Below are 23,975 nucleotides of genomic sequence, written 5' to 3'. Positions count from 1 at the left end.
AAATCAGCGGCGCGGGGCAAAAAACCACCCTCCTGCCTTGCACTGGTCACGCCTTCGCCCCACTCTGCCGTAAAGCCAGCAAGCAGAGGAATTCGAGGGGCAAATCACGGATGGAGCATGCGATCTATCTCGTCACGCTGGTCGGCACGGCGCTTGTTGTCGCCGCCGCGTTTTCGAGCCTGATCGCCTTCCGCTTCGGCGCCCCGCTCCTGCTCCTGTTTCTGTGCATCGGGCTCGCCACCGGAACCGACGGCCTCGGCATCCAGTTCGACAACGCCCGCGTCGCCTATTTTGCCGGCTCACTGGCGCTCGCCGTCATCCTGTTCGATTCCGGTTTCGGCACGCCGCTCAACGCTTTGCGGCAGGCGGCGGGACCAGCCCTGTCGCTGGCGACCTTCGGCGTGCTTCTCACCACCGGCCTGTTCGGCGCCGCCGCCTATTATCTGCTCGACCTCAGCTGGCTGGAATCCTTCCTGCTCGGCGCCGCCGTCGCCTCGACCGATGCGGCGGCGGTGTTTTTCCTGCTGCGCGCCGGCGAGATCAATCTGCGCGAGCGCGTGCGCTCCACGCTCGAGGTGGAATCCGGCACCAACGATCCGATCGCCATCTTCCTGACCATCACACTGGTCGAGATCATCGCCGCCCACGCCAATCCCGAAACCAATGCCCTGGTCACCAATCTGATCCTTGGTTTCCTCATCAACATGGGCCTCGGCGCCATCGTCGGCGTGCTTGGCGGCCTCGCCATCGTGCGCCTGGTCGACCGGCTCAATCTCGACCATGGCCTGTTGCCGATCTTCGTGCTGACCCTGTCGCTGATGGTCTTCGCAGCCGCCGGCGCGATCGGCGGATCGGGCTTCCTGGCGGTCTACATCGCCGGGCTCATCGCAGGCAATTCCGACATCCGCGCCGTCACCATCCTGAAGCGCTTCCAGGACGGCATGTCGTGGCTGGCGCAGATCATCATGTTCCTGATCCTCGGCTTGTTCGCGACGCCCTCGCAATTTCCGGCCATCATGGTGCCTGCGGTGCTGCTTGGCCTGTTCCTGATGTTCGTCGCCCGCCCTGTCGCGGTCTGGCTCTGCCTGATCCCGTTCCGCCTGCCGCGTCCCGAAGTCGCCTTCGTCTCCTGGGTCGGCCTGCGCGGCGCCGTATCCATCCTGCTCGCCATTACACCGCTGCTCGGCGGGCTGGAGAACGGCCGCACCATCTTCAACGCCGCCTTCATCATCGTTCTGGTGTCGCTGGTCATCCAGGGCTGGACCGTCGGCCCACTGGCGCGTCGCCTGGGCCTGATCGTGCCGGCGCGGCTCGGACCGCTGGACAAGGTCGAGCTGGAACTGCCCGGCTCCGCGCATCACGAGCTCCTTGCCTATCGTGTGGCGCCGGGCAGTCCGGTGGCGCGCGGCGAGCGCATCCCGCGCTGGGCGCGGCCCTCGCTGGTGCTGCGTGACGGTCGCTCGATGCGCTTCCAGGACATGGGCCGGCTCGCCGCCGGCGATCAGGTCTACATCTTCGTGCCCGACCGCTATCCGCGCCTGCTCGACAAGCTGTTCGCCAGCCGCGCCGTGGTCGATCCGGAGGATGCCGACTTCTTCGGTGCCTTCGCCGTCGATCCGGCACGTTCCGCCGCCGAACTGGAAGCCGCCTACGCGCCCGGTCTCACCGAGGCCGAGCAGAAGCAAACCGTCGGCGCACTGGTCACGGCGCGGCTCGGCGGCCATGCCGAATATGCCGACCGCGTGCTGCTCGGTCCGATCGAACTGATCGTGCGCGACGTCGACGACAAGGGCAAAATCACCGGGCTCGGCCTATCTTTCGAACCGACCGCGCCGGTGGCAAGGGTGCCGGTCTTCCTCAGTGCCGGCGAGATCGGCGACCGTCTCGTCGCCTTTATCCGCGACTGGCGTAAGCCGGCTGAGACGCAGGTGGCACCGCGGGCGGATGACACCCCGGAGCCGCCGGTCGAGAAGGCATCGGCCGAAAGCTGACACGGTCGGCCGTTGCACCGCCTCGACATGCGCCGGGCGGTCTTCACCGACTATGTCCCCGCCCGTCTCAAAATTTCGCATCCGACCCCGGCCAAAGCCTTGCATCGCCGCCGATGCGGGGTATGGTCCCGGCGATTTTCAGACGAAAGGGACCGGCATGGCTGTCTTCAAGACACTGGACGATATCGGCAACATCAGCGGCAAGCGCGTGCTGGTGCGCGTCGACCTCAACGTTCCCGTCGCCGACGGCAAGGTCACCGACGCAACCCGCATCGAACGCATCGCGCCGACCATCGCCGAATTGTCCGGCAAGGGCGCCAAGGTCATCCTGCTCGCCCATTTCGGCCGGCCCAAGGATGGTCCTTCGCCGGAATTCTCACTGGAGCCGATCGCCAAGGCGACCGCTGGGGTGCTCGGCCGCCCCGTCGGCTTCGCCAGCGATTGCGTCGGCGACACGGCGGGAAGCGCTGTCGCCGCCATGGACAAGGGCGACGTCCTGCTGCTCGAAAACACCCGCTTCTACAAGGCCGAGGAGAAGAACGATCCCGCCTTTACCGAACGGCTCGCCGCCAATGGTGACATCTTCGTCAACGATGCCTTTTCCGCCGCCCACCGCGCTCATGCCTCGACTGAAGGGCTGGCACACCTGTTGCCCTCCTTCGCCGGCCGCACCATGCAGGCCGAGCTTGAGGCGCTGGAGAAAGGACTGGGCAACCCGGTGCGTCCGGTTGTCGCCATCGTCGGCGGCGCCAAGGTCTCGACCAAGATCGACCTGTTGATGAACCTGGTGAAGAAAGTCGACGCGCTGGTCATCGGCGGCGGCATGGCCAACACCTTCCTCGCCGCGCGCGGCACCGATGTCGGCAAGTCGCTGTGCGAGCATGACCTGGCCCCGACCGCCAAGCAGATCATGATCGAGGCCGCCGAAGCCGGCTGCGCCATCATCCTGCCGGTCGACGGCGTCGTCGCCAAAGAATTCGAGGCGGGTGCCGCCTGCGAAACCGTCGCCATCTCCGACGTGCCAGCCGACGGCATGATCCTCGATGTCGGCGCCAAGACCGTGACGACGATCGGCGAATGGATCGACCGCGCGGCGACGCTGGTCTGGAACGGTCCGCTCGGCGCCTTCGAGATCGAGCCGTTCGATCACGCCACGGTGGCGGCGGCCAGGCATGCGGCCGCGCGTACAAAGGCCGGCAAGCTGGTTTCGGTCGCCGGCGGCGGCGATACGGTGGCGGCGCTCAACCATGCCGGTGTCGCCGACGATTTCACTTATGTCTCGACCGCCGGCGGCGCCTTCCTGGAGTGGATGGAAGGCAAGCCGTTGCCCGGCGTGGACGTGCTGAAGCGCTGAGGGCACCCCGGCTCGCCAACAATCCGATCAACTCTAGGGAGCCGGCGGCGGCGCCGGCGACTTTCAATCGATTCGAGCTTTCCGGCATCATTCCTTTGGCGGTAGTGTTCTGCTAGGCGCAGATAAACCGGTTCAGGAGAAGCATGATGAGCGAACGTCTCGAAGACATTGCCGCCGCGATCGTTGCCAACGGCAAGGGCCTGCTGGCCGCCGATGAAAGCTCCGGCACCATCAAGAAGCGCTTCGACGTCATTGGCGTCGAATCGACCGCCGACAGCCGTCGCGACTATCGCGAGATGATGTTCCGCGCCAAGGACGCGATGACCAGGTACATTTCCGGCGTCATCCTCTATGACGAGACCATCCGCCAGAAAGCCGCCGACGGGACGCCGCTGGTCGACATCATCAAGACATCAGGTGCCATTCCCGGCATCAAGGTCGATGCCGGCGCCAAGCCGCTGGCAGGCTTTCCCGGCGACACCATCACCGAGGGCCTCGACGGGTTGCGAGAGCGCCTTGCCGACTATTATAAGGTCGGCGCCCGCTTCGCCAAATGGCGCGCGGTGATCGACATCGACACGACCAGGGGCGTGCCCTCGGCCACCTCGATCGGCGCGAACACGCATGCGCTCGCCCGCTATGCGGCCCTTTGCCAGGAAGCCGGCATCGTGCCGATCGTCGAGCCTGAAGTGCTGATGGACGGCGCCCACGACATCGGCACCTGCTACGAGGTTTCCAAGGCCACGCTGACGAAGCTCTATGACGAGCTTTATGCCGCCCGTGTCGTGCTCGAAGGTACGATCCTGAAGCCCAACATGGTGCTCTCTGGCAAAAAGTCGGGCACGGTGGACAGCCCCGAGGAAGTCGCGGCAAAGACCATAAAACTGTTTCGCGAGACGGTGCCGGCGGCGGTGCCGGGCATCGCCTTCCTTTCCGGCGGCCAGGAGGACGAGGAGGCGACCGCCAACCTCAATGCCATCAACGCCATCGGCCCGCATCCGTGGAAGCTGACCTTCTCCTACGGCCGCGCGCTGCAGGCCGCCCCGCAGAAGGCCTGGAGCGGCAAGGCCTCGAACGTCGCCGCCGGCCAGGCCGCCTTCACCCACCGCGCCCACATGAACCACCTGGCGGCACTCGGTAAATGGAAGGCGAGCCTGGAACAGGCTGCCTGAAGACCCACTGCTGTCCCTTCCCTTCAAACCCGGGCCGATATGCCCGGGTTTTTCGTTTTGTCGCACCGGCCTTGGGGCAAGGCATTCGCATTCTTATTTTCTCTGGGCATTCCTGGCAGCGGCGATGTCGGCTTGCGCCCATCCCGTACGTCCTTGGGGTGCAAACAGGGAGAAGTTCATGCATCGCAACAAGGTCGTTTCGCGCGAAGAATGGTTCGAGGCTCATAAGGCACATCTGGCCCGCGAGAAGGAACTGACGCGGCTTCGCGAACGCATCGCGGCCGAGCGGCGCGAACTGCCCTGGCTGAAAATTCGCAAGGACTACGTCTTCGAGACCGAACGAGGGCCGAAGAAACTTGCCGATCTGTTTGGCGCCAACAGCCAGCTGATCGTCTACCATTTCATGTTCGGGCCGGGCTGCGTCAATCATTGCGAAGGCTGCTCCTTTCTTGCCGATCATATCGACGGTGCCAACCAGCACCTCATGCACCACGACGTATCGCTGGTCGTAATCTCGCGCGCGCCGCTGGACGAGCTTGTAGCCTACAAGCAGCGCATGGGCTGGAAGTTCGACTGGGTGTCGTCCTATGCGTCGGATTTCAACTTCGATATGCAGGTTTCCTTCACCGACAGGCAGATCGCGGCTGGCGACACCACCTACAATTTCGAGACCCGACCCCGGACATCGAAGGAGCTTCCGGGCGCCAGCGTTTTCTACAGGGACGAGAACGGCGACATTTTCCTGACCTTCGTTTCGCGTGCCCGTGGCGGCGAACAACTGATCGGCGCCTACCACTATCTGGACCTGACGCCGAAGGGCCGCGACGAGACCGGCCTCTACCGCAACCTGATGGATTGGGTGCGGCTGCACGACCAATATGCAGGCGAGCCGCAAGCGGAGCGCGGTTGCCACGATGGCTAACCAGCAGTGCGAAGCAGTCTTGCCTTCGGAATTGCGTAAGACAAAGGGTAGAGCGCTCGAGGCGATCGTGTTTTCACCGGAACTGCTCGTTCACCTGTCTCGCGACATGCGTTAAATGCTGGTCGAAAACCAGTTCAATGGACCAGCGATGCTACGCTTTCCGACCATCCTCACCTGGCTCGCTTTCCCCGCCTATGTCTGGCAGGGATTGGGCGTGCGCCGCCGCACCTCGCGCATGCTGCCGGCGCAAGGCCCGGTCATGCACGATCTCACCGGCGAGGCGCCAGCGATTTCGCTACTGGTGCTGGGCGATTCCTCCGCCGCGTCGGTCGGCATCGGCAATTCCGAAAACGGCCTTGCCGCGCAGCTTGCCGTCATGATTGCGCAGCGCACCGGCAGCGCTGTGCGCTGGCGTGCCGCCGGCTTCAATTCGGCGACGTCGGGCCAGATCCGCGACCACGTCCTGCCCAATCTGTCGGCCGATCCGTGGACGCATACCGTGCTTGCCATCGGCACCAACGACACCAAGAATTTTCATTCCGTACCGCGTTTCAAGAGAGAGTTCGGCGGCCTGCTCTATGCATTGCGCGCCAAATGGCCGGAGGCGCGCGTGGTATGGTCGCCCGTGCTGGAGTTCACGCGTGCGCCGGCCATGCCGTCGCTGCTCGGCAAGATCCTCGAGATCCGCGCCACCGCGATGAACCGGATGGGCGAACGGCTCTGCCTGGAACGCGGCGCGGTGCCGGCCCCGCGCCTGCCGATCACCAATCCCGAGGCCGGCTTTGCCTCCGACGGGTTTCATGCCTCGGAGGCCGGCTACCGGGCGTGGGCGGAACATCTCGTCGGCCCGGTGCTTGCAGACTGAAGCCGACGGCAGATGTCGCGAGGGCCTATGTCAAATGCCCGAGCACGGCCGCCAGCGAAATTGCCACCATGGCGAGCAATGCCAATTTCCAGAAATCGCCGCGACGCCTGAGCCCGGGCCAACCGAGCGGCTTGATGATCTGAATCACCATGAACCCGACAATGACAAGGGCGAGGAGTTTCGTCATGTAGCCTTTGACCAGCAACGCTGACACCTGTCAAAGCGGTTCGTTCTGTCTCCGGGAAAGAAAAGGCGCCGCGATCCCGAACCGGAACGCGGCGCCCGCCTTGACCGCGCAGCGATCTATTTCAGCGGCTTGAGGCCGGCCTCGATCGAGGCGCGTTTTGCCTCCAGGAACGGCGGCAGGGCAAGGCTTTCGCCGAGCGTCTCCAGCGGCTCATCGGCGGTGAACCCCGGCCCGTCGGTGGCGATCTCGAACAGGATGCCGTTCGGCTCGCGGAAATAGAGCGAGCGGAAGTAGTAGCGCTCGACCTCGCCGCTCGACGGCAGCCGGAATTCGGCCAGGCGCGCTGTCCATTGATGCAACGTCTCCTGGTCCGGCGCCCTGAAGGCGACGTGGTGAACCGCACCGGCGCCTTGGCTTGCGGGCGCCAGCCCAGGCTGCACGGCCACATGAAGCTCCGCCGCCGGCCCGCCCGCGCCCATCTCGAAGACGTGGACCTGGCCCTCGCCGTCCGGCGAGGCATAATCACGCGCCTTGCGCAGGTTCATCACCTCGGTCAGCACCGCCTCGGTGTTGGTGATGTCGGGGACACTGATCACGATCGGCCCGAGCCCACGGATCTGATGCTCGGCCGGCACCGGGCTTTGCAGCCAGGGATGGCTGCCGCCCTCGCCGCCATCGCTGACGAGCCGCAGGCGCTGGCCTTCGGGGTCCTCGAAATCCAGGCTGGGGTAACCGCCGATATCGGCAATCTCTCCTGTCGCGATGCCTTCGCTGGCAAGGTTCTGCTTCCACCAGGCAAGGCTCTCCCGGCTGCCGACCCTGAGACTGGTCCGCGCGATGCTGTGCGTGCCACGCCGTTCGCGGCCGACCGGCCAGTCGAAGAAGGTGAGGTCGGTACCCGGCGTTGCCTCGCCGTCGGCATAAAAGAGATGGTAGGCCGAGGTATCATCCTGGTTCACCGTCTTCTTGACCAGCCGCAGCCCCAGCACCTTCGTGTAGAAATGAAGATTGCCGGGCGCATTGGCGGTGATGGCGGTCAGATGGTGAATTCCTGTCAGTTGCAAGCTCATGGTCGTCTCCCTGTTTTTGGGGGAAGAATTTTCTCCTTTGATATCAGAACTCCGGTCACCTCGTTGAAGGCCGCCTATTCCGACAGTTCGTCACCAAGCGATGAACAATACGGCCCCGATTAGCCTGATCCTGGTGAACGATCCGCAGCCGCATGACCTGTTACGGCAGGGGCGGAACTGTCGTCGCACGACCTGCCATCCTGCTGACAGACTGCTGTCAGCAGGGGTGTGCGATACTGTCTCCAGTTAGAGAGAGGAGATTGGTCATGAACGGTTTTACCATTCTGCGCGGCATGCAGCATTATGTCGGCAAGATCCGCACGATGCGCAACGAGATCCGGACCCAGCGGTTCATGAATGCGCTGCCCGCCGACATTCGCAAGGATATCGGCTGGCCTGACATGTATGCCGAGCGTCGCCATCACGGCAATTGAGACGAAATTTTCAACGCAGCAGTTGGACGCTGATGCGTCAGCACCCAGATATTAGGTCCGGCGCGCGAGGGATGGAGCGAGCTTATGCCCGATCGGAAGACAATCGGCTTTCTGTTCATCGAGGGTTTTGCCGACTGGGAATATGGGCTGCTGGCGGCGTCGGCGGTCGAATGGTTCGGCGCTCGCGCCGTCTCGGTTACGCCCGAAGGCAAGCCGGTGACCGGAATCAGCGGTTTTCGGCTGACACCAGACCGGTCGGCCATCGTCGATGAGAATACCGATCTCGATGCCGTGGCCGTCATCGGTTCCGACCAGTGGGCGGGCAAGGCGCCGCCGGATATATCCGAACTGCTGGCGGCCGTCGCCAGGCGCGGCGGTGTCGTTGGCGGGATTTGCGCCGGGACGCTTGCGCTGGCTCGAGCCGGCATGTTCGCGAACGCCAAGCATACCAGCAATGGCCGTGACTGGATCAATCACCACGAGGCCGGCTATGCCGGCGAGGGCAATTATCAGGACGTGCCTTATGCCGTGGCCGACGGCAGGATCGTGTCCGCGCCAGGTTCGGCGCCCGGCACTTTCGCCCTTGCCTTTCTGCAGACGCTCTACCCGGAAAAAGGCGGCGATCTCGCGCAGATGCGGACGCTGTTCGCCAAGGAGTATGCTGAAGCCTCCTGACAGTATGCTGTCAGGAGGCGCGTGCGATGGTGGGATGATGCACATGGCCGGCCGAGAGGACGATCGATGAAAAACTGGAACGACAGGCTGAACACGCCTGGTATCAACGGTGTGAAACCAACGCCGCGCACGGTGGGAGACGTCGTCGAGGGCCAGCCGATGCTGGTGCCGACCGCGCGCCAGGTCGATGATTTCATCCGCTCTATCCCCGAAGGCGTCGAGATGGACGTTCGTGCGCTGCGCACGGCGCTTGCCATCGGGCACGGCGCCGAAGTGACATGCCCGGTCACCATAGGCTATCATCTGCGCACGGTCGCTGAAGCCGCCAAGGAGGATTTCGAGCGCGGCATGACGCTCCGCGACATCGCTCCCTCCCGGCGCGTGCTGGATGCGAAGGCGCCGACAACGAGGAACCTGTCCTTCGGCGCGAAATTTGTTGCCACGCAGCGCAAGCGCGAAGGGCTGAAACCGTAATGCATGTCATGTGGAAGTGGATCCGGTCAGGGAGCCACGGCATGCATGGGAGAAATACTGGGGAAGCAAACGATGCGCCGCGCCGACAGGCTCTTTCAGATCGTGCAGCATCTGCGTGGTGGCCGCTTGGTCACCGCCCAGAAGCTCGGCACATGGCTCGAGGTTTCCGAGCGAACCATCTATCGCGACATAGCCGACCTGCAGTCGACGGGCGTGCCGATCGACGGCGAGGCCGGCGTTGGCTACATGATGAGGGAGGGTTTCGACCTTCCGCCGTTGATGTTCACGCGTGACGAAATCGTGGCGCTGGTTGCCGGCGCCCGTATGGTTCGCGCCTTTGGCGGCGCTGCGATGGCGCGGGCCGCCGACGAAGCGCTGGTCAAGATCGGTGCCGTGCTGCCCGATGCCGAAAAGGACCGCATCGCCCGCACCGAGATCCACACGCCGATGTGGGTGGTCAGCGACGCCGCCCGCGAGGCGATCGACCTGATCGAACGCGCGGTCGAAAAGCGCCAGGTGCTGACCATCGACTACTCCGATGAAGCCGGCCGCGGCACACTGCGCGATATCAGGCCGCTCGGCCTGTGGTTCTGGGGTAAGGTGTGGACGCTGGTCGCCTGGTGTGAGATGCGCGATGATTTCCGCGCCTTCCGCATCGACCGCATCGCCTCGGTGGTCATCGCAGGGCGCATCTTCAAGCCGGAACGCGGCAAGCAGCTTGCCGATTTCTACCGGGCGGTGGAGCGCAGCGAGGATTACGGCATGGCGCCCGACCGCGCGGCGCGAAGCTGAGATTTGCCGGACCGTACAAAAAAGCCCGCTCGAAGCGGGCTTTTTTGTTGCGTAGGCGAAAAGCCTATTCCTCGTCGTCCTTATCGGTATCCTTCGACTTCAGCGCCGACAGCTTGGCGAAGACGGCGTTTGCGTCGAGCTCCGCGTCCTCGTCCTTCGGCTTCTCCGGAGCCGGCACCAACCGCTCGGTCAGTGCCGCCGGCAGCAGCGTGTCGCCGACCGGCTGAGCCTGCTCGCGGCCGCGCGAGGCGCGGTTGACTTCCATGTCGAGGTCGATCTGCGAGGCGAGACCCAGCGTCACCGGATCCATCGGCTGCAGATTGGCCGAATTCCAGTGCTTGCGCTCGCGGATCTGCTCGATCGTCGACTTGGTGGTGCCGACGAGGCGCGAAATCTGCGCGTCCTTGAGCTCGGGGTGGTTGCGCACCAGCCACAGGATGGCGTTCGGCCGGTCCTGGCGCTTCGACAGCGGCGTATAGCGCGGGCCCTTGCGCTTGGATTCGGGTACCCGCACCTTGGGATCGGAAAGCTTCAGGCGCTGGTTCGGATCCTTCTCGGCGCGCGCGATCTCGTCGCGGGTCAGCTGGCCGGTCATGATCGGATCCATGCCCTTGATGCCTTGCGCCGATTCACCGTCGGCGATCGCCTTGACCTCGAGCGGATGCAGCCCGCAGAATTGCGCGATCTGCTCAAAGGAAAGCGCGGTGTTGTCGACCAGCCAGACGGCGGTCGCCTTGGGCATCAGCAGCGTATTGGCCATGTGCAAAATCCTTCTCGTTCGCCCGCGTTCCCGCGCGGGCGGTGGTTTAGGGCCACCAAAATGGGAAATTCGCGGCCTGTATAACCGTTCCAGACTGCTTTCGCAACGTTTTTGGAAGAGCTGGGACGACGTGGCCAACCAAGGCACGCGGTGGCGGCTAACAAGCGTGGCCGGCCGCTAAAGATCCGACAGTCGGCATTTGCCGATTGTCCATGACATGGCGTTCCTCCAGCTTGCGCGCCCTGCCACCGCATTTGCCGCGGATCGCCATGGCATGTCACGCCGAAGCCGAGATGAATCCGAAGCCCCCAAAAGACAAAACCCGCCGGACAGGGTCCAGCGGGCTTGGAACCGGCGACGACAAGCGTCCGCAGCGGCTCTGCATTGCGACCCTGCCTTGCGGCGGGTCGCGCTTGCAATCAGATCGCCTGACGGGCGATCCGCTCGATGTCGCCGCGGTTGATTCCGAGGTCGCTGAGCTGACGTGCGTTGAGGCGGTTCAGTTCGCGAACGGTCTCGTTGTACATGCGCCAGTTACGGAAAGCACGGATCGGGTTCATGGTAGTCCTCCTGAATTGGGTTCGTTTCGATGATGCTCAAATAGTGATCATCGAGCGGGACTTGAACAGCCGATTTTGCATAGCAATGATGCAAATGCTGCATTGCACCATTAAGCTTCTGTTCATCCTGTAGGCAGGGGCGAAGGGCGTTGGCCAGACCGTGTCGAGATCCGGTCAGGCCGGGCCGAAAATGCTGGCGTCCTAGCCGACGTCGAGCACGATCTTGCCAATATGCTCGCCCTCCTCCATCCGCTCATGCGCACGCCAGGCGTCGGTGAGCGGGTAGATCATGTCCATGACGGGCGCCACCTTGCGCGCGCTCAGCAGAGGCCATACTTGCGCCTCCAGCGCCGCCGCGATCGCGGCCTTGAATTCGACGCTGCGCGGCCTCAGCGTCGAACCCGTATGGGTCAGCCGCTTGACCATGACCTTGGAAAAGTCGGCGCTCGCCACCGCGCCGGCCTGGACGGCGATCTGCACGATGCGGCCCTCGACAGCGGCGGCCTCGTAGTTTCGCTGGATATAATCGCCACCGACCATGTCGAGGATGACGTTGGCGCCCCGGCCTTCGGTCGCCTCTTTGACCGCGGCGACGAAATCCTGCTCGCGGTAATTGATCGCGCGGTCGGCACCGAGCTTCAGGCAGGCGTCACATTTCTCCTGGGATCCGGCGGTGGTGATGACATAGGCGCCGAAGGCCGAGGCGAGCTGGATCGCCGTAGTGCCGATGCCGGACGAGCCGCCATGGACGAGCAGTGTCTCACCCTTCTTGAGTCCGCCGCGCTCGAACACATTGTGCCAGACGGTGAAGTAGTTCTCCGGCACCGCCGCCGCTTCCGTGTGGGTGAAACCCGCCGGCAGCGGCAGAACGCTGCCTGCATGAACCCTAGCATATTCGGCATAGCCGCCGCCGGGCGTGAGCGCGCAGACCCGGTCGCCGATGCGCCAGCGCGATATCTCGTCGCCAAGAGCGGCCACTTCTCCCGACACCTCGAGGCCCGGCAGGTCCGATGCGCCGGGCGGTGGCGGATAGGCGCCCTTGCGCTGCTGGACGTCGGGCCGGTTGACGCCGGCGGCATGGACCTTAATCAGGATTTCTCCGGGGCCGGGCAGCGGCACGTCGCGCGTTTCCGGCTTCAACACCCGGGGGCCGCCCGGCTCCGAGATCGCGATCGCCGTCATCCGTGCCGGAATTTTCTGTCCGCTCGCCATGAAGTTTCCCGTCTTTCCTCGCCGCACTCTTACCGGCTGTTTGCATCGACACCCCTGCCCTATGTATGCTCATTGGCAAATCAGGCAAATGGCCAATCTGGTCTGGCGGAGGAGGAGCAACGATGGCGATCTTCGACGACGAACCCGAGAAGAAGGCACGTCCGCACGAGATCGGGCAGGACCTGTCGCTGCTTTCCGTCGGTGAACTGTCCGAACGCATCGGCATCCTGCGCGACGAGATCGCCCGCCTGGAGGCCGAACTCAAGACCAAGGACAATACCAAGTCGGCCGCCGAGGCGCTGTTTCGCCGCGGATAATTCGCTGAGGTAACCGCCCGCCGCCGAAAAGCCCGAATGCGACTGTCTTCAAACCTGCGTCCCTCCCAGTCCAGCCGGATCAAAAAATGCTCGCAGCCTACAGACCGATCCTTTCCCTGCTTCGCGGCACCGCCTTCCTTCTGGCGGCATCGGGACTGCACGGGCTGCTGTTGCCTCTGCGCGGTCAGGTGGAAGGATTCTCGACCGCTTCGCTTGGCCTGATGGGCACGGCCTGGGCCGGCGGCTTCGTCACCGGCTGTTTCTTTGCGCCGCGCATCGTGCGCCGCGCCGGACATGTGCGCGCCTTCGGCGCCTTTGCCGCGTCCGGCGCCATCGTGGCGCTGCTGACGGGCCTTGTCATCGACGAGTATGTCTGGATCCTGCTACGGGCCTTCACCGGTTTTACCATGGCCGGCGCCTTCATGGTCATCGAGAGCTGGCTGAACGAGAAGGCCACCAACGAGAACCGCGGCACCGTCTTCGGCCTCTACATGATGGTCACCTATGCCTCGATCATGGGCGGACAGATGATCGTCGCCGGCGGCGACGTGAAATCGGCGTCGCTGTTCATGATCACAGGCATCCTGTTCTGCCTGTCGCTCATTCCGACCGCGGTCTCGACGGCCTCGCATCCGAAGCCGCTGCAGGACGTCAAACTCGACGTCAAGGGGCTCTACGCCAACTCTCCCGTGTCGGCGATTGCCTGCCTCTTGATCGGCATCGCCAATGGCGCCTGGGGCACGCTTGGCGCGGTTTACGGAGCCCGCATCGGCATCCCTACTGCCGAGATCGCCTTGATGATGAGCCTTGTGGTCGTCGCCGGTGCCGCCATGCAGCTTCCGGCCGGGCGTCTCTCCGACAAGACCGACCGGCGTTTCGTGCTGGCCGGTGCCGCTTTCGGCGCGGCGCTGTTTGCGCTTCTCATCTTCCTGTTCGAGCCGCGCTCCGCAGTCTTCGTCCTCGTCTTCACCGCCGCCTACGGCGCTTTCGCCTACACGCTCTATTCGATTGCCGTGGCGCATGCCAACGACCACGCGCGCTCCGAGGATTTCGTCAAGGTATCGGGCGGCCTGCTGCTGCTTTACGGCTTCGGCACCATGATCGGGCCGTTGCTGGCGGCGGCCCTGATGGGCTGGATGCGCCCGGAGGGCCTGTTCCTGGCGACCGCCTTGGCGCATCTGTCCCTGGCTGGCTACACGCTGCTGCGCATCAGCCGCCGCGCTCCGGTGCCGATCGAGGATCGCGATGCCTTCAAGACGCAGCCTGCCGACCGTTCGGTGACCCCCGAAGCATTGCGGCTTGATCCGAGAAGAAAAGCAGAAGCAAACAGTTGAGATTTGAAAAACTTTGCCTCACAAATGAGGCATGATGTTTTCCGACGCCTTCATGGCGATCGCCGATCCCAATCGGCGCCATCTTCTGGAAGAACTTCGACGCGGTCCGAAGACCGTCAACGAATTGGCGGCCGGGCTGCCGGTCTCCCGTCCGGCCGTGTCACAGCATCTGAAAGTGTTGCTCGATGCCGGACTGGTCAACGCCAAGGCTGAAGGCACGAGGCGTGTCTATACGGTGAGCAATGCCGGCTTCCTGAGACTCAACATCTGGCTCGATCAATTCTGGGAAGCGTGATCATTTCTAATGCATGTCGCGCAAAAGTGATCTCGGTTTTGCGACAACGACACGCATCGGGCAAAGACCTGAGGCGCGTCGCAAATATCCTTTTCGACGCGACGCGCTTTAGCCGCGGTACCCGCGCTGTCTAGCTCTCGGCCAGGAAGTCGCCGCGCCGATCCAGCCGGCGTTCCCATGAGAGGCGCCGCTCGTTGATCCAGTGCTCGGCCGCTCGCAGTGCCTTCCGCTCGATCTGGCAGGTGCGCACCCGCCCGACCTTCTGTGTGCGCACGAGACCGCTCGCCTCCAGGAGATTGAGGTGCTGGACGACCGCCGACAGCGACATGGCCAGCGGCTCGGCCCAACTGGCTCACCGAGGCGGGGCCGCGTGACAGCCGGTCGACCATCTGCCGCCGCGCCGGATCGGCGAGCGCCTGAAACATCAGGTCGAGCTGGGCGGGATCATGCAGCATCGCGATCAGCCGTTGTTGTAGGGGAAGAGCTTGAAGTAGGGCTGCGCCTCCTCGATCACCCTGATGAAGGCAGCGCGCTGCAGCAGGCGGTCGTGATAGCGCTTCACGGCAGGATATCTGTCGCCGAACGGCTCGACCTTGTTGGCGTAGAAGAGCGCCGGAGACGCCGCGCAATCGGCCATGGTGAAGGCATCGCCCACAGCCCATTCTCTCGATTGCATCTCCTGTTCGATGATGGCGTAGGAATTGCGCAACTGGGCACGCGCCTGCTCGACACCGAATGGATCAGTCTTGTCCTGCGGCCGCAACCTGTCGCCGACGATCTTCTGCATCGGCTCCTGCACATAGAAATCATAGAAGCGGTCGGCCTGTCGGACCGCCAGCGCCATGTCGATGTCGGCGGGAACGAGGTCGACCGGTCCCGGATAGTGCGCGGCCAGATACTCCACGACAATGGTTGATTCCAGCACCGTACGGTCACGCGCGTCGTCGCGCAGCGCCGGCATCTTGCCGGTCGGCGAAACCTTCAGGAAGGCCGCGCGCGATCGCTCGTCGCCGAGATCGACAATGACCGGCGAAAAAGGCGTGGCGTTCTCATAGAGCGCGATCAGCGGCTTCCAGCAGAAGGAGGCCAGCGGATGGAAATGCAGCGTCAGGGACATTCTTGTGCTCGTCTGTTTCTGCAACAACACTGAATCATCTGCTTAACTATTTCGGTGAGCCTTGCTCATCAAGGCTGACCCGCGAAGTCTCAGCTGGATCGGACGTGCGCGACGATAGCGGCTTCCATGTCAGGCCAGTCGTCCGGATGCAGTTCGTGACCGCCGCCTTCGACGCGAAGGAGTTTCGCGCCGGCAACAGCTTGGGCCAGGGCTTCGCCATGCTCGACCGGAAAGATCGGATCCGACGTGCCGTGGATGACCAGCAATGGCGCCTTCATCTCGTGCAGGCGACCCTTCCACTGATCCGTGCCCTTGAGCATGAAATGATTGGTGGCGCTCAGGAAGCCGCCGGACCTGATATAATCCCGTTCGATGAACGCTCTCATCCCCTCCTCGTCGAACGGATGGGCGGTGCTGGCGATTGCCCGCGCATCCCTGATCATGAAATCGATGACCTGGCGGCGGTCCGCCCAATCGACTTTGGCCCCATCGGCCGAATGCTCCAAATAGGCGTCGGTCGTCCGCGGCAAATGCGAAGTGTCGGTCCCCACGGGCGAACTGCTGATCACCGTCAGCGATGCGACACGGGAGGGGTGCTTGAGCGCGACGAGTTGCGCGATCATGCCGCCCATCGACATGCCGACGACATGGGCCTTGCCGATGCCGTGGCTGTCGAGAACGGCCATCGCGTCGTCGGCCATGTCGTCGAAAGTGTAGGGCGGCTGTCCCACCGGATATTTGGTTGACCGGCCGGTGTCGCGATTGTCGTAGCGGATCACGTATAGGCTGGCATCCGCCAGCTTCCGGCAAAACGCCTCCGGCCACCAAAGCATCGAGGCCATAGCGCCCATGATAAGCAGCAGTGCCGGACCCGCTGGATCGCCGAAGGTTTCGGATATGATCTCGGGACGGTCTTTGGTTGTCATCTCATGGCCTCCTATTCTGCTTGCATTTTGCAATCGGTTGCACGATAGTAAAACCGATACGATAATGCAACCGGTTTTGTGGAGAAAATGGAATGACCCTCGATCGCCGGTCCGGCTGCCCGATCAACCTCTCGCTGGAGGTGTTCGGCGACCGCTGGAGCCTGATCATCCTGCGCGACATGATTTTTGGCGGCAGGCGCCATTTTCGTGAACTGCTCAACGGGTCGATGGAAGGCATTGCCTCCAACATCCTCGCCGACCGGTTGAAGCGGCTGATGGAGCTCGGCATGCTGACCAAGGCGGACGATCCTTCGCACAAGCAGAAGGCGATCTACAGCCTCACCGAGATGGCCATCACGCTGGTGCCGATCCTGGCCCATCTCGGCGCCTGGGGCCGGGTCTGGCTGCCGACCAGCGAGGAACTTTCGATCCGCGCCGAACTCCTGGAAAAGGGCGGACCTCCAATGTGGGAGAAATTCATGGACGAATTGCGCCATGAGCATCTCGGCACACCCCTCGATCCGGCTTCCGGCTCCTCTGTCCGCGCGACGCTGCAGGCCGCCTATGAAGCGGTGGTTGCCGAAAAGGCCCTCAACGCCAGCCCGGCCGCCTGACCAACTATTTTCCCCGTTGAAAGGCCGGCTCTGCTACAAGGGACGGAAATCACACGTGACGGGATTGGATAGGCTCTTGGTTGAGAACTCTAGGGACACCGCCCGCGCGCGTGCCGATCTGCGCTTCAAGAAGCAGGAAGAGGCGGCGACGGTCCGTCAGAAGGCCATGGCCGAGTACGTCGCCGAGAGCGACGCCCGCAAGGCCAAGACCGACAAGCTGCGAGCGCTGCGGCTCGCCAAGGAAGCCGAAGATCTAGCCAACACGCCTGCCGCCCCCGCCAAGAAGCCGGCCCGCGCCAAGAAAAAGTAACGCCCCGCCTTTTGGCCAATTCCTAGCCTTAAATCGAGCGGTCGTGACGCCGTCGGACAGGTGCGCCTTGATCCCGCTGCTTCACAGGAAGCAATTTCAATCGAAAGCGGGATTGCCTGGTCCGGCTGGCCGGCGATGATTGGGCTGTTCAACAGGAGATTGCCATGACCGCGCTGTCGCTCGAAAAAGCCGTCGAGATCATCAATGCAGCCTTCGCCAGGGGCACCGATCTCAAGCTCAAGCCGCTCGGCGTATCGGTGCTCGACGCCGGCGGACACCTGGTCGCCTTCCAGCGCCAGGACGGCGCCTCGTTCCTGCGCCCGCAAATGTCGGCCGGCAAGGCCTATGGCGCGCTGGCGATCGGCATGGGCTCGCGCAAGGTCGAGGCCTTCGCCAAGGAACGTCCGCATCTGGTTGCCGGCATTTCCGACGTGTCGGGGGGACGCGTGCTGCCGGTCGTCGGCGGCGTGCTGATCCGCGACAAGGGAGGGAGTGTCATCGGCGCCGTCGGTATTTCCGGCGACACGTCAGACAATGACGAGGCAGCCGCGATTGCCGGCATCGAAGCCGCCGGCTTCACCGCTGATCCGGGCTGAGCCTCAGTTCAAATTGATGTCGCGACTGGCCGACCGCATCGACACCGCGAACCCGGCCAGCACGTCGAACAGGGCGATGATCATCAGCGTGAAGAAGATGGAATGGGCGGCACCCTTCACCAGCAGGAACTCGACCAGGAAAGCGACGAAGACAAGCGTCGACAGCAGATGGTCCATGATCGAGGCCGTGGTCGTGCGCGCCGACTTCACCATTTCGAGGAACAGGAAGATCAGCCCGATCAGCACGATAAGGTCGCCGAGCGTCATCGAGAACACCCCGCCCGACATCATGCGGAACGAGAATATCTCGCTCGCCCACGGATCGTCGCCGCCGCCGAATATACCGAGCAGGCCGAGATTGTAGAGCACGAAAGGCACGATCAAAAGCGGGACGGCACCGAACATCTGGCGTCTCCATATGGGGGGCACCTTCTGTAGAATGCTCCACAGGCACGGCGTCAAGATTTTTCGTGCACGGCCGCAAACACGGTCGAAGACCGGATGCAACAACCATGTCAGCCGTTTGCCCGGCCGACATGAAAAAACGAGAGACGAAAACTCGGCGCTTGAAGTAGCCGGCGCGCACGCCGCACCAAACGCAAAAAGACCGGCCAGAGGCCGGTCTTTTGCAACTCTAACCTTCGAAAAAAGCTGGGCTCAGCTTTCCTTGGGCGTCAGCACCTGGCGACCACGGTACATGCCGGTCTTCAGGTCGATGTGGTGCGGGCGGCGCATTTCGCCGGAATTCTTGTCCTCGACATAGGTCGGGGCCTTGAGGGCGTCGGCCGAGCGGCGCATGCCGCGCTTGGACGGAGAGGTTTTGCGTTTCGGAACGGCCATGGATATGCTCCACTACATGGTCAAAAGCCCGCCCGCCCTCGTGAAAGGGCCATGTCGGGCCTAAATCTGAGAAAGTCGGGTGCCTATACACGCCTGACACCGTTTTGGCCAGCACTGCGGTGAATCTTTTTTGTACGGCTAGTCCAGACAGCCGACATAAGCGCCTGAGCGCCCGGCGCGCCGCTCGATCAGGTTGGCAAGCCGTCTGAGGCCCGGTCCGGGTTTTGCCGGATTGCGGGCGATCGGGTTTGGCAGAGTGACGGCGAGAAGGGCCGCCTGCCGGCGCGACAACTGCTTTGCGGAAATGCCGAAATGGTGCTGCGCCGCCGCCTCGATGCCGTAGATGCCCGGCCCCCATTCGGCGATGTTGAGATAGATCTCCATGATGCGCCGTTTCGACATCACCGCGTCGAAGTAGACGGCCAGCGGCAGTTCGACGACCTTGCGCACCGAGCCCAGCGGCCTTGACCAGAGGAAGAGGTTCTTCACCGTCTGCATGGTGATGGTCGAGGCGCCGCGCGTCGCCTCGCCGGCCAGCGCATCGTCGACGACGCCCCTGAGCTCGCCAAGATCGACGCCGCGGTGGAAACAGAACTGCCCATCCTCCGACATGATGACCGAATGGGCGAGCACGGGTGCCACGTCATCAATGGAAACCCAGCGCCGGTCGTAGCCGGAGAAGGTCGCCAGGTCCTTCAGCATCAGCGTCGATACCGGGTGCACGAAGAACGGCAGGTAGAGAAAGGTCAGCACCACCGGGATAAGCGCCAGCACGGCGGCCACGACGATGCCACGCCGGACCCAGCGCCTGAGACTGCGACGGTTCACGCCTCGCGATCTCGTCGCCATGTCCAGCTTTTCGGTCTCATGATCGACGATCGGTTCCGCCAAGCCGCCCAACCCGCACTTCTCCTTGCTCCGGCATAATGGCGCTTGCCTTCTTGCGCAACGTCTGAGTGTCGGCTACCGGTCCCGGCCATGACGAATGAGGACGAAATGGCGTTCGAAATGGCGCTCATCAGGCGCGCGGCCGCCGCCGAGGTGATGCTGCGCCGGTTGCTCGACGACCGTCCGCTATCGGGCGAGATCGCGCGGCCCGATCGCCTGATGGCGGCGATGCGCCATGGCGTGCTGAACGGCGGCAAGCGCCTTCGCCCCTTCCTGGTCATGGAAAGTGCGGCACTGTTTTCCGCCGATGGTGAAGCCGCGCTGCGCGTCGCGGCGGCACTCGAATGCGTGCATTGCTATTCGCTGATCCATGATGACCTGCCGGCAATGGACGATGATGACCTGCGCCGCGGTCAGCCGACCGTGCACAAGGCCTTTGACGAGGCCACCGCCATCCTGGCCGGCGACGCACTGCTGACGCTCGCCTTCGATATCCTCGCCGGCGAAGCGACCGCGCTGCCGGCCGAGCGGCGGTGCGCGCTGGTGCTGGCGCTGGCCCGCGCCGCCGGGGCCGGTGGCATGGTCGGCGGCCAGAAGCTTGATCTCGAAGCCGAGCTGGTGCGACCGGACGAGGCCGGCATCATCCGGCTGCAGGCGATGAAGACCGGCGCCTTGATCCGCTTCGCCTGCGAGGCGGGTGCAATCCTGGCCGGCGCACAGCCGGATGACCGGGAAAGGCTGGCCGAGTTCGGGTCAGCGATCGGCCTTGCCTTCCAGCTCGCCGACGACCTGCTGGATCTGACGGCCGACGCCAGGCAGATGGGCAAGGCGACCGGCAAGGATGCCGCCGCGGGCAAGGGGACGCTGGTTGCCTTGCACGGCGCGGATTGGGCACGCAAGCAGCTCGACGGTCTCGTCGGCCAGGCGCACGCGCTGCTCGAACCCTATGGCGAAAAGGCGGCCCTGCTGAAGGCCGCCGCGACCTTCGTGGCAACCCGCAACAGCTGACGGAAGGCCCATATCGGGTTGCACATTGCACCTGTGGTTGTGCCAACGAAATCTTAATGTAAATGAAGCGTAATCCCAATTCTTAGAATGCGTATGTGTTGGGGTTGCGCATGCCGGAATATTCTTCTTTCATCCGGTCCGTCCGGATACGTTATCTTTCAGGATTGTTGGTTTTCGCGCTGGCTTCGGCCGCCATCATGGGTGCGCTCAATCGCGTCAATTCCTTGCGCCATGAAATCGATGCGCTGAGCAGCAATCTCGTCGTTTTCACCCGCGACCTGCGCAACGCCACCAGCTTCGCCGAGACAACCAGCTCCGCCTGGCGGATCGAGACGCGCGATGCGCTGACGGCTTCGGCACGCGACCATTCCGAGCGTCTGACCGGCGAGATCGAGGCACTGACCGCCCAGTTCGCGGCGATACGTCAGCGCCTGTCGGCCAAGACCGTCGACGAACTGGCAGCCGCTTCCGTCAACGGCGATCTGTTCTGGTCGCCGCGTGACATGGTTCGCAACTTCAATCTGATGTCGGTGGCGCAAAAGACCGATGAATGGAGCGCTCGCGAAATCCGCAACCAGAACGACCTGTTCGTTCAGCCCATGCTGGTGCGGGTCCGCACCGGGATGGACGAGGAACGCCATCTGGCGGACGCCTCCAGCGACCGGCTGCTTTTGTGGGCGAGCGGCCTGTTGTTCGCCGTCCTGGCCATTGTCGCCTTCTGGATCTTCCGGCCGATGGAACAGGCGATCCGCCGCGCTTTTGCCCAGTCGGCCGAATCCTTGTTCAAGGCCGAGGCGGCCGACCGCGCCAAGTCGGAATTCCTGGCCAACATGAGCCACGAGATCCGCACGCCGATGAACGGCGTGCTCGGCATGGCCGAATTGCTGGCCAAGACCGAGTTGAACCCGCGCCAGAAGACCTTCACCGACGTTATCGTCAAATCAGGCAACGCGCTTCTCACCATCATAAACGACATTCTCGATTTCTCGAAGATCAATGCCGGGCAGCTGACGCTCGACCCTGCTCCTTTCCGCCTCTCGGAAGCGGTGGAGGATGTGGCGACGCTGGTCTCGGCGCGCGTCGCCGAGAAGAACCTGGAACTTATCGTGCGCGTCGACCCCAGGCTGCCGGCCCATGTCGTTGGCGACGCCGGCCGCTTTCGGCAGATCGTCACCAACCTGGTCGGCAATGCGGTTAAATTCACCGAGAAGGGCCATGTGCTGATCGATGTCGGCGGCGAAACCGTCAACGACGTCGTCCAGCTCAAGCTGCGCGTCGAGGACACCGGCATCGGCATCCCGGCCGAGAAATTGCAGAACGTGTTCGAGAAGTTCGCCCAGGTCGATGGCTCCTCGACCCGCCGTCACGAAGGCACCGGCCTTGGGCTCGCCATCGCCGCCCGTCTCGTCGACCTGATGGCCGGCAAGATCGGCGTCGAGAGCGAGATCGGCCGCGGCTCCGTCTTCTGGTTCGCCGTGCCGCTGCCGGTCCACCGTGCCGAGGCGCGCGATGCTATCGTGCCGGTGGACGTCACCGGCGCGCGCGTTTTGGTCATCGACGACAATCCGGTCAACCGCGAGATCCTGCTGGAACAGCTCAGAAGCTGGAGCTTCGACTGCGCCGCCGCCGAAAGCGGCGCGGTAGGCCTCGCCTTCCTCGATCGCGCCTGCCAACTCGGCGCCAGCGTCGACTGTATCATCCTCGATTATCAGATGCCCGGCATGAACGGCGCCGATGTCGCCCGGGCCATCGCCGCCGACAGCCGGCTGTCCGCCATCCCGGTCGTTATCCTGACCTCGGTCGACCAGGTCGATTTCGGCAAGATGATCATCGACTTCGGCATATCGGCGCATCTGACCAAGCCGGCGCGGTCGGCGGTCCTGCTCGGCACGGTCATCTCGGTCATCCAGAAGGCGCGCTCGCAGGCCGGCAAGGCGCAGTTCATTCGCGAGCCGGTCCAACCGATGCCTCAGCCGGCTCCGCCGGCCTTCACGGTTATCCGCGGCCCCGCCCTGCCGGTCGCGGCAGTGCCGGAATCGAACGCCGCGCCGAACAGCCCGATCGACATCCTCATCGCCGAGGACAATGACGTGAACCAGATGGTGTTCGGCCAAATCCTCAATGGGCTCGGCTTGAGCTACCGCATCGCCGGCAATGGCCGCACCGCGGTCGAGATGTACCGGTCGCTGCACCCGAGGCTGGTTCTGATGGACGTCTCGATGCCGGAAATGAACGGTTATGAGGCGACACGCGCCATCCGGACGATCGAAGCTTCGTCCGGCGGCCACATCCCGATCGTCGGCGTCACCGCGCATGCGCTGAAGGGCGACCGCGACAAGTGCATCGAGGCCGGCATGGACGACTATCTGCCCAAGCCCGTTTCGCCCGATCGCCTCGGCGCCAAGATCGGCACCTGGCTCAGCGAGACGGTGGTGGCCAAGACCGCCTGACCACCCATCAACGCCTCAGACGGCTGCGTCCAGATGAAAGCGGCGCATCCAGTCCAGGCTCGTCTCGTCGGCGAGCTTGGCGACGCCGGGCCTGACATGCCGGACATCCGGTGCCCGGACGCCCAGGGCTTCGCAGATGCGCAGCAGTGCCACGGCCGGCTCGGCGGCAAGGTGCTCATAGCCGATCCGCAATGGCGCTATGCCCTGTTGCGCGAACCAGATGTTCCAGGCGCCATCATAGGCTTCCAACTCTTCGACCTCACCCTTGATGCGCTCGAAATCATAGTGAGGTTCCCTGGCAGGCCCTACCCTTTCGATTTCGGTTCCGTCGGGAGCGATATGCCAAAGACCGGTTTGCCGGGCTTTGACCAGGGAGACGGCCTGCGCGAGCTTGTTTTCGCGCGACAGGTGTATGTAGAGGACACGGCCAAAAGCCCTCTCGAAACGCGCTTTGTCCGACGCAAGCTCCGGAAAAATCCGGTCGAGTATCGCCGAAAGCTCGCCCAGGTTCTCCTGCATCAGGCGCAAGCCGAAGATTTCAGTATCGCCCTTGCCGGCACCGATCGCCGCATTGAGATAGGCAAGCTGGAATTCAAGCTCGCCCATCGTGTCGCGAGCGGGCAGTCCCCAATCCTCGGCCCACTCCGACACATCCTGCCGCCGGTAGAATGAGTGGGGGTCGCCGGTCGTTCCGGTGGCCGCCAGCAGCTTGCACAGCAGGGTGCTGCCGGTTCTGGGCGTGCCGCAGATGATGTATCCGTCGAACATGGGCGCTCGCGATGACAGGGCTGCTGCCCAAGGAGAGATGGTGG

The 23,975-nt window shown here is 63.7% G+C and carries 27 protein-coding genes and 2 pseudogenes; 17 read left to right on the top strand and 12 right to left on the bottom strand.

What is annotated here, in order from left to right; all coding sequences use genetic code 11:
- Positions 1-110 precede the first annotated feature (110 nt).
- The 5 genes from FJ434_RS13920 (at position 111) to FJ434_RS13900 (ending at position 6,304) form a co-directional block, all read left to right on the top strand.
- Positions 111-1,991 (top strand): potassium/proton antiporter, encoded by a 1,881-nt coding sequence (locus tag FJ434_RS13920; protein ID WP_140509708.1) that lies wholly within the window; start codon positions 111-113, stop codon positions 1,989-1,991.
- Positions 1,992-2,148: 157 nt separating this feature from the next.
- Positions 2,149-3,345: a phosphoglycerate kinase gene (locus tag FJ434_RS13915; protein WP_140748089.1), complete on the top strand. Its 1,197-nt coding sequence runs from the start codon at positions 2,149-2,151 to the stop codon at positions 3,343-3,345.
- A 146-nt stretch (positions 3,346-3,491) separates the two neighbouring features.
- Complete coding sequence (locus FJ434_RS13910) at positions 3,492-4,517, top strand: class I fructose-bisphosphate aldolase (protein ID WP_140748091.1); 1,026 nt, start codon at positions 3,492-3,494, stop codon at positions 4,515-4,517.
- Between the two features lie 178 nt (positions 4,518-4,695).
- Positions 4,696-5,439, top strand: a complete 744-nt coding sequence (locus FJ434_RS13905) for a thioredoxin family protein (RefSeq protein WP_140509702.1) — start codon at positions 4,696-4,698, stop codon at positions 5,437-5,439.
- 148 nt (positions 5,440-5,587) lie between these two features.
- Positions 5,588-6,304: an SGNH/GDSL hydrolase family protein gene (locus tag FJ434_RS13900; RefSeq protein ID WP_140748155.1), complete on the top strand. Its 717-nt coding sequence runs from the start codon at positions 5,588-5,590 to the stop codon at positions 6,302-6,304.
- Positions 6,305-6,329: 25 nt separating this feature from the next.
- Here FJ434_RS13900 and FJ434_RS13895 read toward each other — a convergent pair whose 3' ends face one another.
- Both FJ434_RS13895 and FJ434_RS13890 read right to left on the bottom strand, forming a co-directional pair.
- Positions 6,330-6,509 (bottom strand): hypothetical protein, encoded by a 180-nt coding sequence (locus FJ434_RS13895; protein WP_181165932.1) that lies wholly within the window; start codon positions 6,507-6,509, stop codon positions 6,330-6,332.
- Between the two features lie 98 nt (positions 6,510-6,607).
- Positions 6,608-7,561 carry a ring-cleaving dioxygenase gene (locus tag FJ434_RS13890; RefSeq protein ID WP_140748093.1) on the bottom strand — a complete coding sequence of 318 codons (954 nt, stop codon included), beginning with the start codon at positions 7,559-7,561 and terminating at the stop codon, positions 6,608-6,610.
- Positions 7,562-7,827: 266 nt separating this feature from the next.
- On the opposite strand from FJ434_RS13890, the gene FJ434_RS13885 reads away from it, so the two are divergent.
- The 4 genes from FJ434_RS13885 (at position 7,828) to FJ434_RS13870 (ending at position 9,936) form a co-directional block, all read left to right on the top strand.
- Positions 7,828-7,995, top strand: coding sequence for a hypothetical protein (locus FJ434_RS13885; RefSeq protein ID WP_015315361.1), 168 nt, complete (start codon positions 7,828-7,830; stop codon positions 7,993-7,995).
- Between the two features lie 84 nt (positions 7,996-8,079).
- The gene (locus FJ434_RS13880) at positions 8,080-8,670 is read left to right on the top strand and encodes a DJ-1/PfpI family protein (RefSeq protein WP_140748095.1); all 591 of its coding nucleotides are present in this window, start codon (positions 8,080-8,082) and stop codon (positions 8,668-8,670) included.
- A gap of 66 nt (positions 8,671-8,736) precedes the next feature.
- The gene (locus tag FJ434_RS13875; RefSeq protein WP_140748097.1) at positions 8,737-9,144 is read left to right on the top strand and encodes a hypothetical protein; all 408 of its coding nucleotides are present in this window, start codon (positions 8,737-8,739) and stop codon (positions 9,142-9,144) included.
- 72 nt (positions 9,145-9,216) lie between these two features.
- Positions 9,217-9,936, top strand: a complete 720-nt coding sequence (locus FJ434_RS13870) for a YafY family protein (RefSeq protein ID WP_140712965.1) — start codon at positions 9,217-9,219, stop codon at positions 9,934-9,936.
- Positions 9,937-10,000: 64 nt separating this feature from the next.
- Here FJ434_RS13870 and FJ434_RS13865 read toward each other — a convergent pair whose 3' ends face one another.
- From FJ434_RS13865 to FJ434_RS13855, 3 genes are all read right to left on the bottom strand, one after another.
- Complete coding sequence (locus tag FJ434_RS13865) at positions 10,001-10,696, bottom strand: DUF1013 domain-containing protein (RefSeq protein ID WP_127278222.1); 696 nt, start codon at positions 10,694-10,696, stop codon at positions 10,001-10,003.
- A 419-nt stretch (positions 10,697-11,115) separates the two neighbouring features.
- Positions 11,116-11,256, bottom strand: a complete 141-nt coding sequence (locus FJ434_RS13860; RefSeq protein WP_013892619.1) for a DUF1127 domain-containing protein — start codon at positions 11,254-11,256, stop codon at positions 11,116-11,118.
- A 201-nt stretch (positions 11,257-11,457) separates the two neighbouring features.
- Positions 11,458-12,468, bottom strand: coding sequence for an NAD(P)H-quinone oxidoreductase (locus FJ434_RS13855; protein ID WP_140748099.1), 1,011 nt, complete (start codon positions 12,466-12,468; stop codon positions 11,458-11,460).
- Positions 12,469-12,590: 122 nt separating this feature from the next.
- Here FJ434_RS13855 and FJ434_RS13850 point away from each other — a divergent pair, with 122 nt between their 5' ends.
- From FJ434_RS13850 to FJ434_RS13840, 3 genes and pseudogenes are all read left to right on the top strand, one after another.
- Positions 12,591-12,785 (top strand): DUF1192 domain-containing protein, encoded by a 195-nt coding sequence (locus tag FJ434_RS13850; RefSeq protein WP_140509076.1) that lies wholly within the window; start codon positions 12,591-12,593, stop codon positions 12,783-12,785.
- 74 nt (positions 12,786-12,859) lie between these two features.
- Positions 12,860-14,119: pseudogene (locus FJ434_RS13845) on the top strand (MFS transporter); the annotation flags it as partial.
- 31 nt (positions 14,120-14,150) lie between these two features.
- A complete protein-coding gene (locus tag FJ434_RS13840) occupies positions 14,151-14,414 on the top strand; it encodes a metalloregulator ArsR/SmtB family transcription factor (RefSeq protein WP_010911936.1) in 264 nt (87 codons plus the stop codon).
- Between the two features lie 130 nt (positions 14,415-14,544).
- Here the strand turns inward: FJ434_RS13840 and FJ434_RS13835 are convergent.
- From FJ434_RS13835 to FJ434_RS13825, 3 genes and pseudogenes are all read right to left on the bottom strand, one after another.
- Positions 14,545-14,869 (bottom strand): annotated as a pseudogene (locus FJ434_RS13835) (metalloregulator ArsR/SmtB family transcription factor).
- A 5-nt stretch (positions 14,870-14,874) separates the two neighbouring features.
- Positions 14,875-15,531 carry a glutathione S-transferase family protein gene (locus tag FJ434_RS13830; RefSeq protein WP_140748102.1) on the bottom strand — a complete coding sequence of 219 codons (657 nt, stop codon included), beginning with the start codon at positions 15,529-15,531 and terminating at the stop codon, positions 14,875-14,877.
- Between the two features lie 89 nt (positions 15,532-15,620).
- A complete protein-coding gene (locus FJ434_RS13825; protein WP_140748105.1) occupies positions 15,621-16,457 on the bottom strand; it encodes an alpha/beta hydrolase in 837 nt (278 codons plus the stop codon).
- Positions 16,458-16,549: 92 nt separating this feature from the next.
- Between FJ434_RS13825 and FJ434_RS13820 the strand changes: the two genes are divergently transcribed.
- From FJ434_RS13820 to FJ434_RS13810, 3 genes are all read left to right on the top strand, one after another.
- A complete protein-coding gene (locus FJ434_RS13820; protein WP_140748108.1) occupies positions 16,550-17,071 on the top strand; it encodes a helix-turn-helix domain-containing protein in 522 nt (173 codons plus the stop codon).
- A 76-nt stretch (positions 17,072-17,147) separates the two neighbouring features.
- A complete protein-coding gene (locus FJ434_RS13815; RefSeq protein ID WP_135863133.1) occupies positions 17,148-17,381 on the top strand; it encodes a hypothetical protein in 234 nt (77 codons plus the stop codon).
- A gap of 164 nt (positions 17,382-17,545) precedes the next feature.
- Entirely contained in the window at positions 17,546-17,977 is a 432-nt protein-coding gene (locus tag FJ434_RS13810; protein WP_140748111.1) for a heme-binding protein, read from the top strand.
- 3 nt (positions 17,978-17,980) lie between these two features.
- Here FJ434_RS13810 and FJ434_RS13805 read toward each other — a convergent pair whose 3' ends face one another.
- From FJ434_RS13805 to FJ434_RS13795, 3 genes are all read right to left on the bottom strand, one after another.
- Positions 17,981-18,382: a hypothetical protein gene (locus tag FJ434_RS13805; protein ID WP_027141869.1), complete on the bottom strand. Its 402-nt coding sequence runs from the start codon at positions 18,380-18,382 to the stop codon at positions 17,981-17,983.
- 252 nt (positions 18,383-18,634) lie between these two features.
- Positions 18,635-18,817: a 50S ribosomal protein L32 gene (gene rpmF, locus FJ434_RS13800; protein ID WP_008834724.1), complete on the bottom strand. Its 183-nt coding sequence runs from the start codon at positions 18,815-18,817 to the stop codon at positions 18,635-18,637.
- 138 nt (positions 18,818-18,955) lie between these two features.
- Positions 18,956-19,717: a transglycosylase domain-containing protein gene (locus FJ434_RS13795; RefSeq protein ID WP_140712977.1), complete on the bottom strand. Its 762-nt coding sequence runs from the start codon at positions 19,715-19,717 to the stop codon at positions 18,956-18,958.
- A 96-nt stretch (positions 19,718-19,813) separates the two neighbouring features.
- Here FJ434_RS13795 and FJ434_RS13790 point away from each other — a divergent pair, with 96 nt between their 5' ends.
- Together FJ434_RS13790 and FJ434_RS13785 are read left to right on the top strand one after the other, a co-directional pair.
- Positions 19,814-20,713 (top strand): polyprenyl synthetase family protein, encoded by a 900-nt coding sequence (locus FJ434_RS13790; protein ID WP_246672660.1) that lies wholly within the window; start codon positions 19,814-19,816, stop codon positions 20,711-20,713.
- Between the two features lie 110 nt (positions 20,714-20,823).
- On the top strand, positions 20,824-23,163 hold the full coding sequence (locus FJ434_RS13785) for a response regulator (protein ID WP_140748114.1): 2,340 nt from the start codon (positions 20,824-20,826) through the stop codon (positions 23,161-23,163).
- A 15-nt stretch (positions 23,164-23,178) separates the two neighbouring features.
- Here the strand turns inward: FJ434_RS13785 and FJ434_RS13780 are convergent, their stop codons facing one another.
- Positions 23,179-23,931 carry a Stf0 family sulfotransferase gene (locus FJ434_RS13780; RefSeq protein ID WP_140712983.1) on the bottom strand — a complete coding sequence of 251 codons (753 nt, stop codon included), beginning with the start codon at positions 23,929-23,931 and terminating at the stop codon, positions 23,179-23,181.
- Positions 23,932-23,975 lie beyond the last annotated feature (44 nt).

Source organism: Mesorhizobium sp. B2-5-13 (assembly GCF_006440535.1).
In the GTDB taxonomy this organism is placed as follows: Bacteria; Pseudomonadota; Alphaproteobacteria; order Rhizobiales; family Rhizobiaceae; genus Mesorhizobium; species Mesorhizobium salmacidum.
Note: the sequence above shows the minus strand (reverse complement) of the source record. Positions and strands in the feature narration are given on the sequence as shown.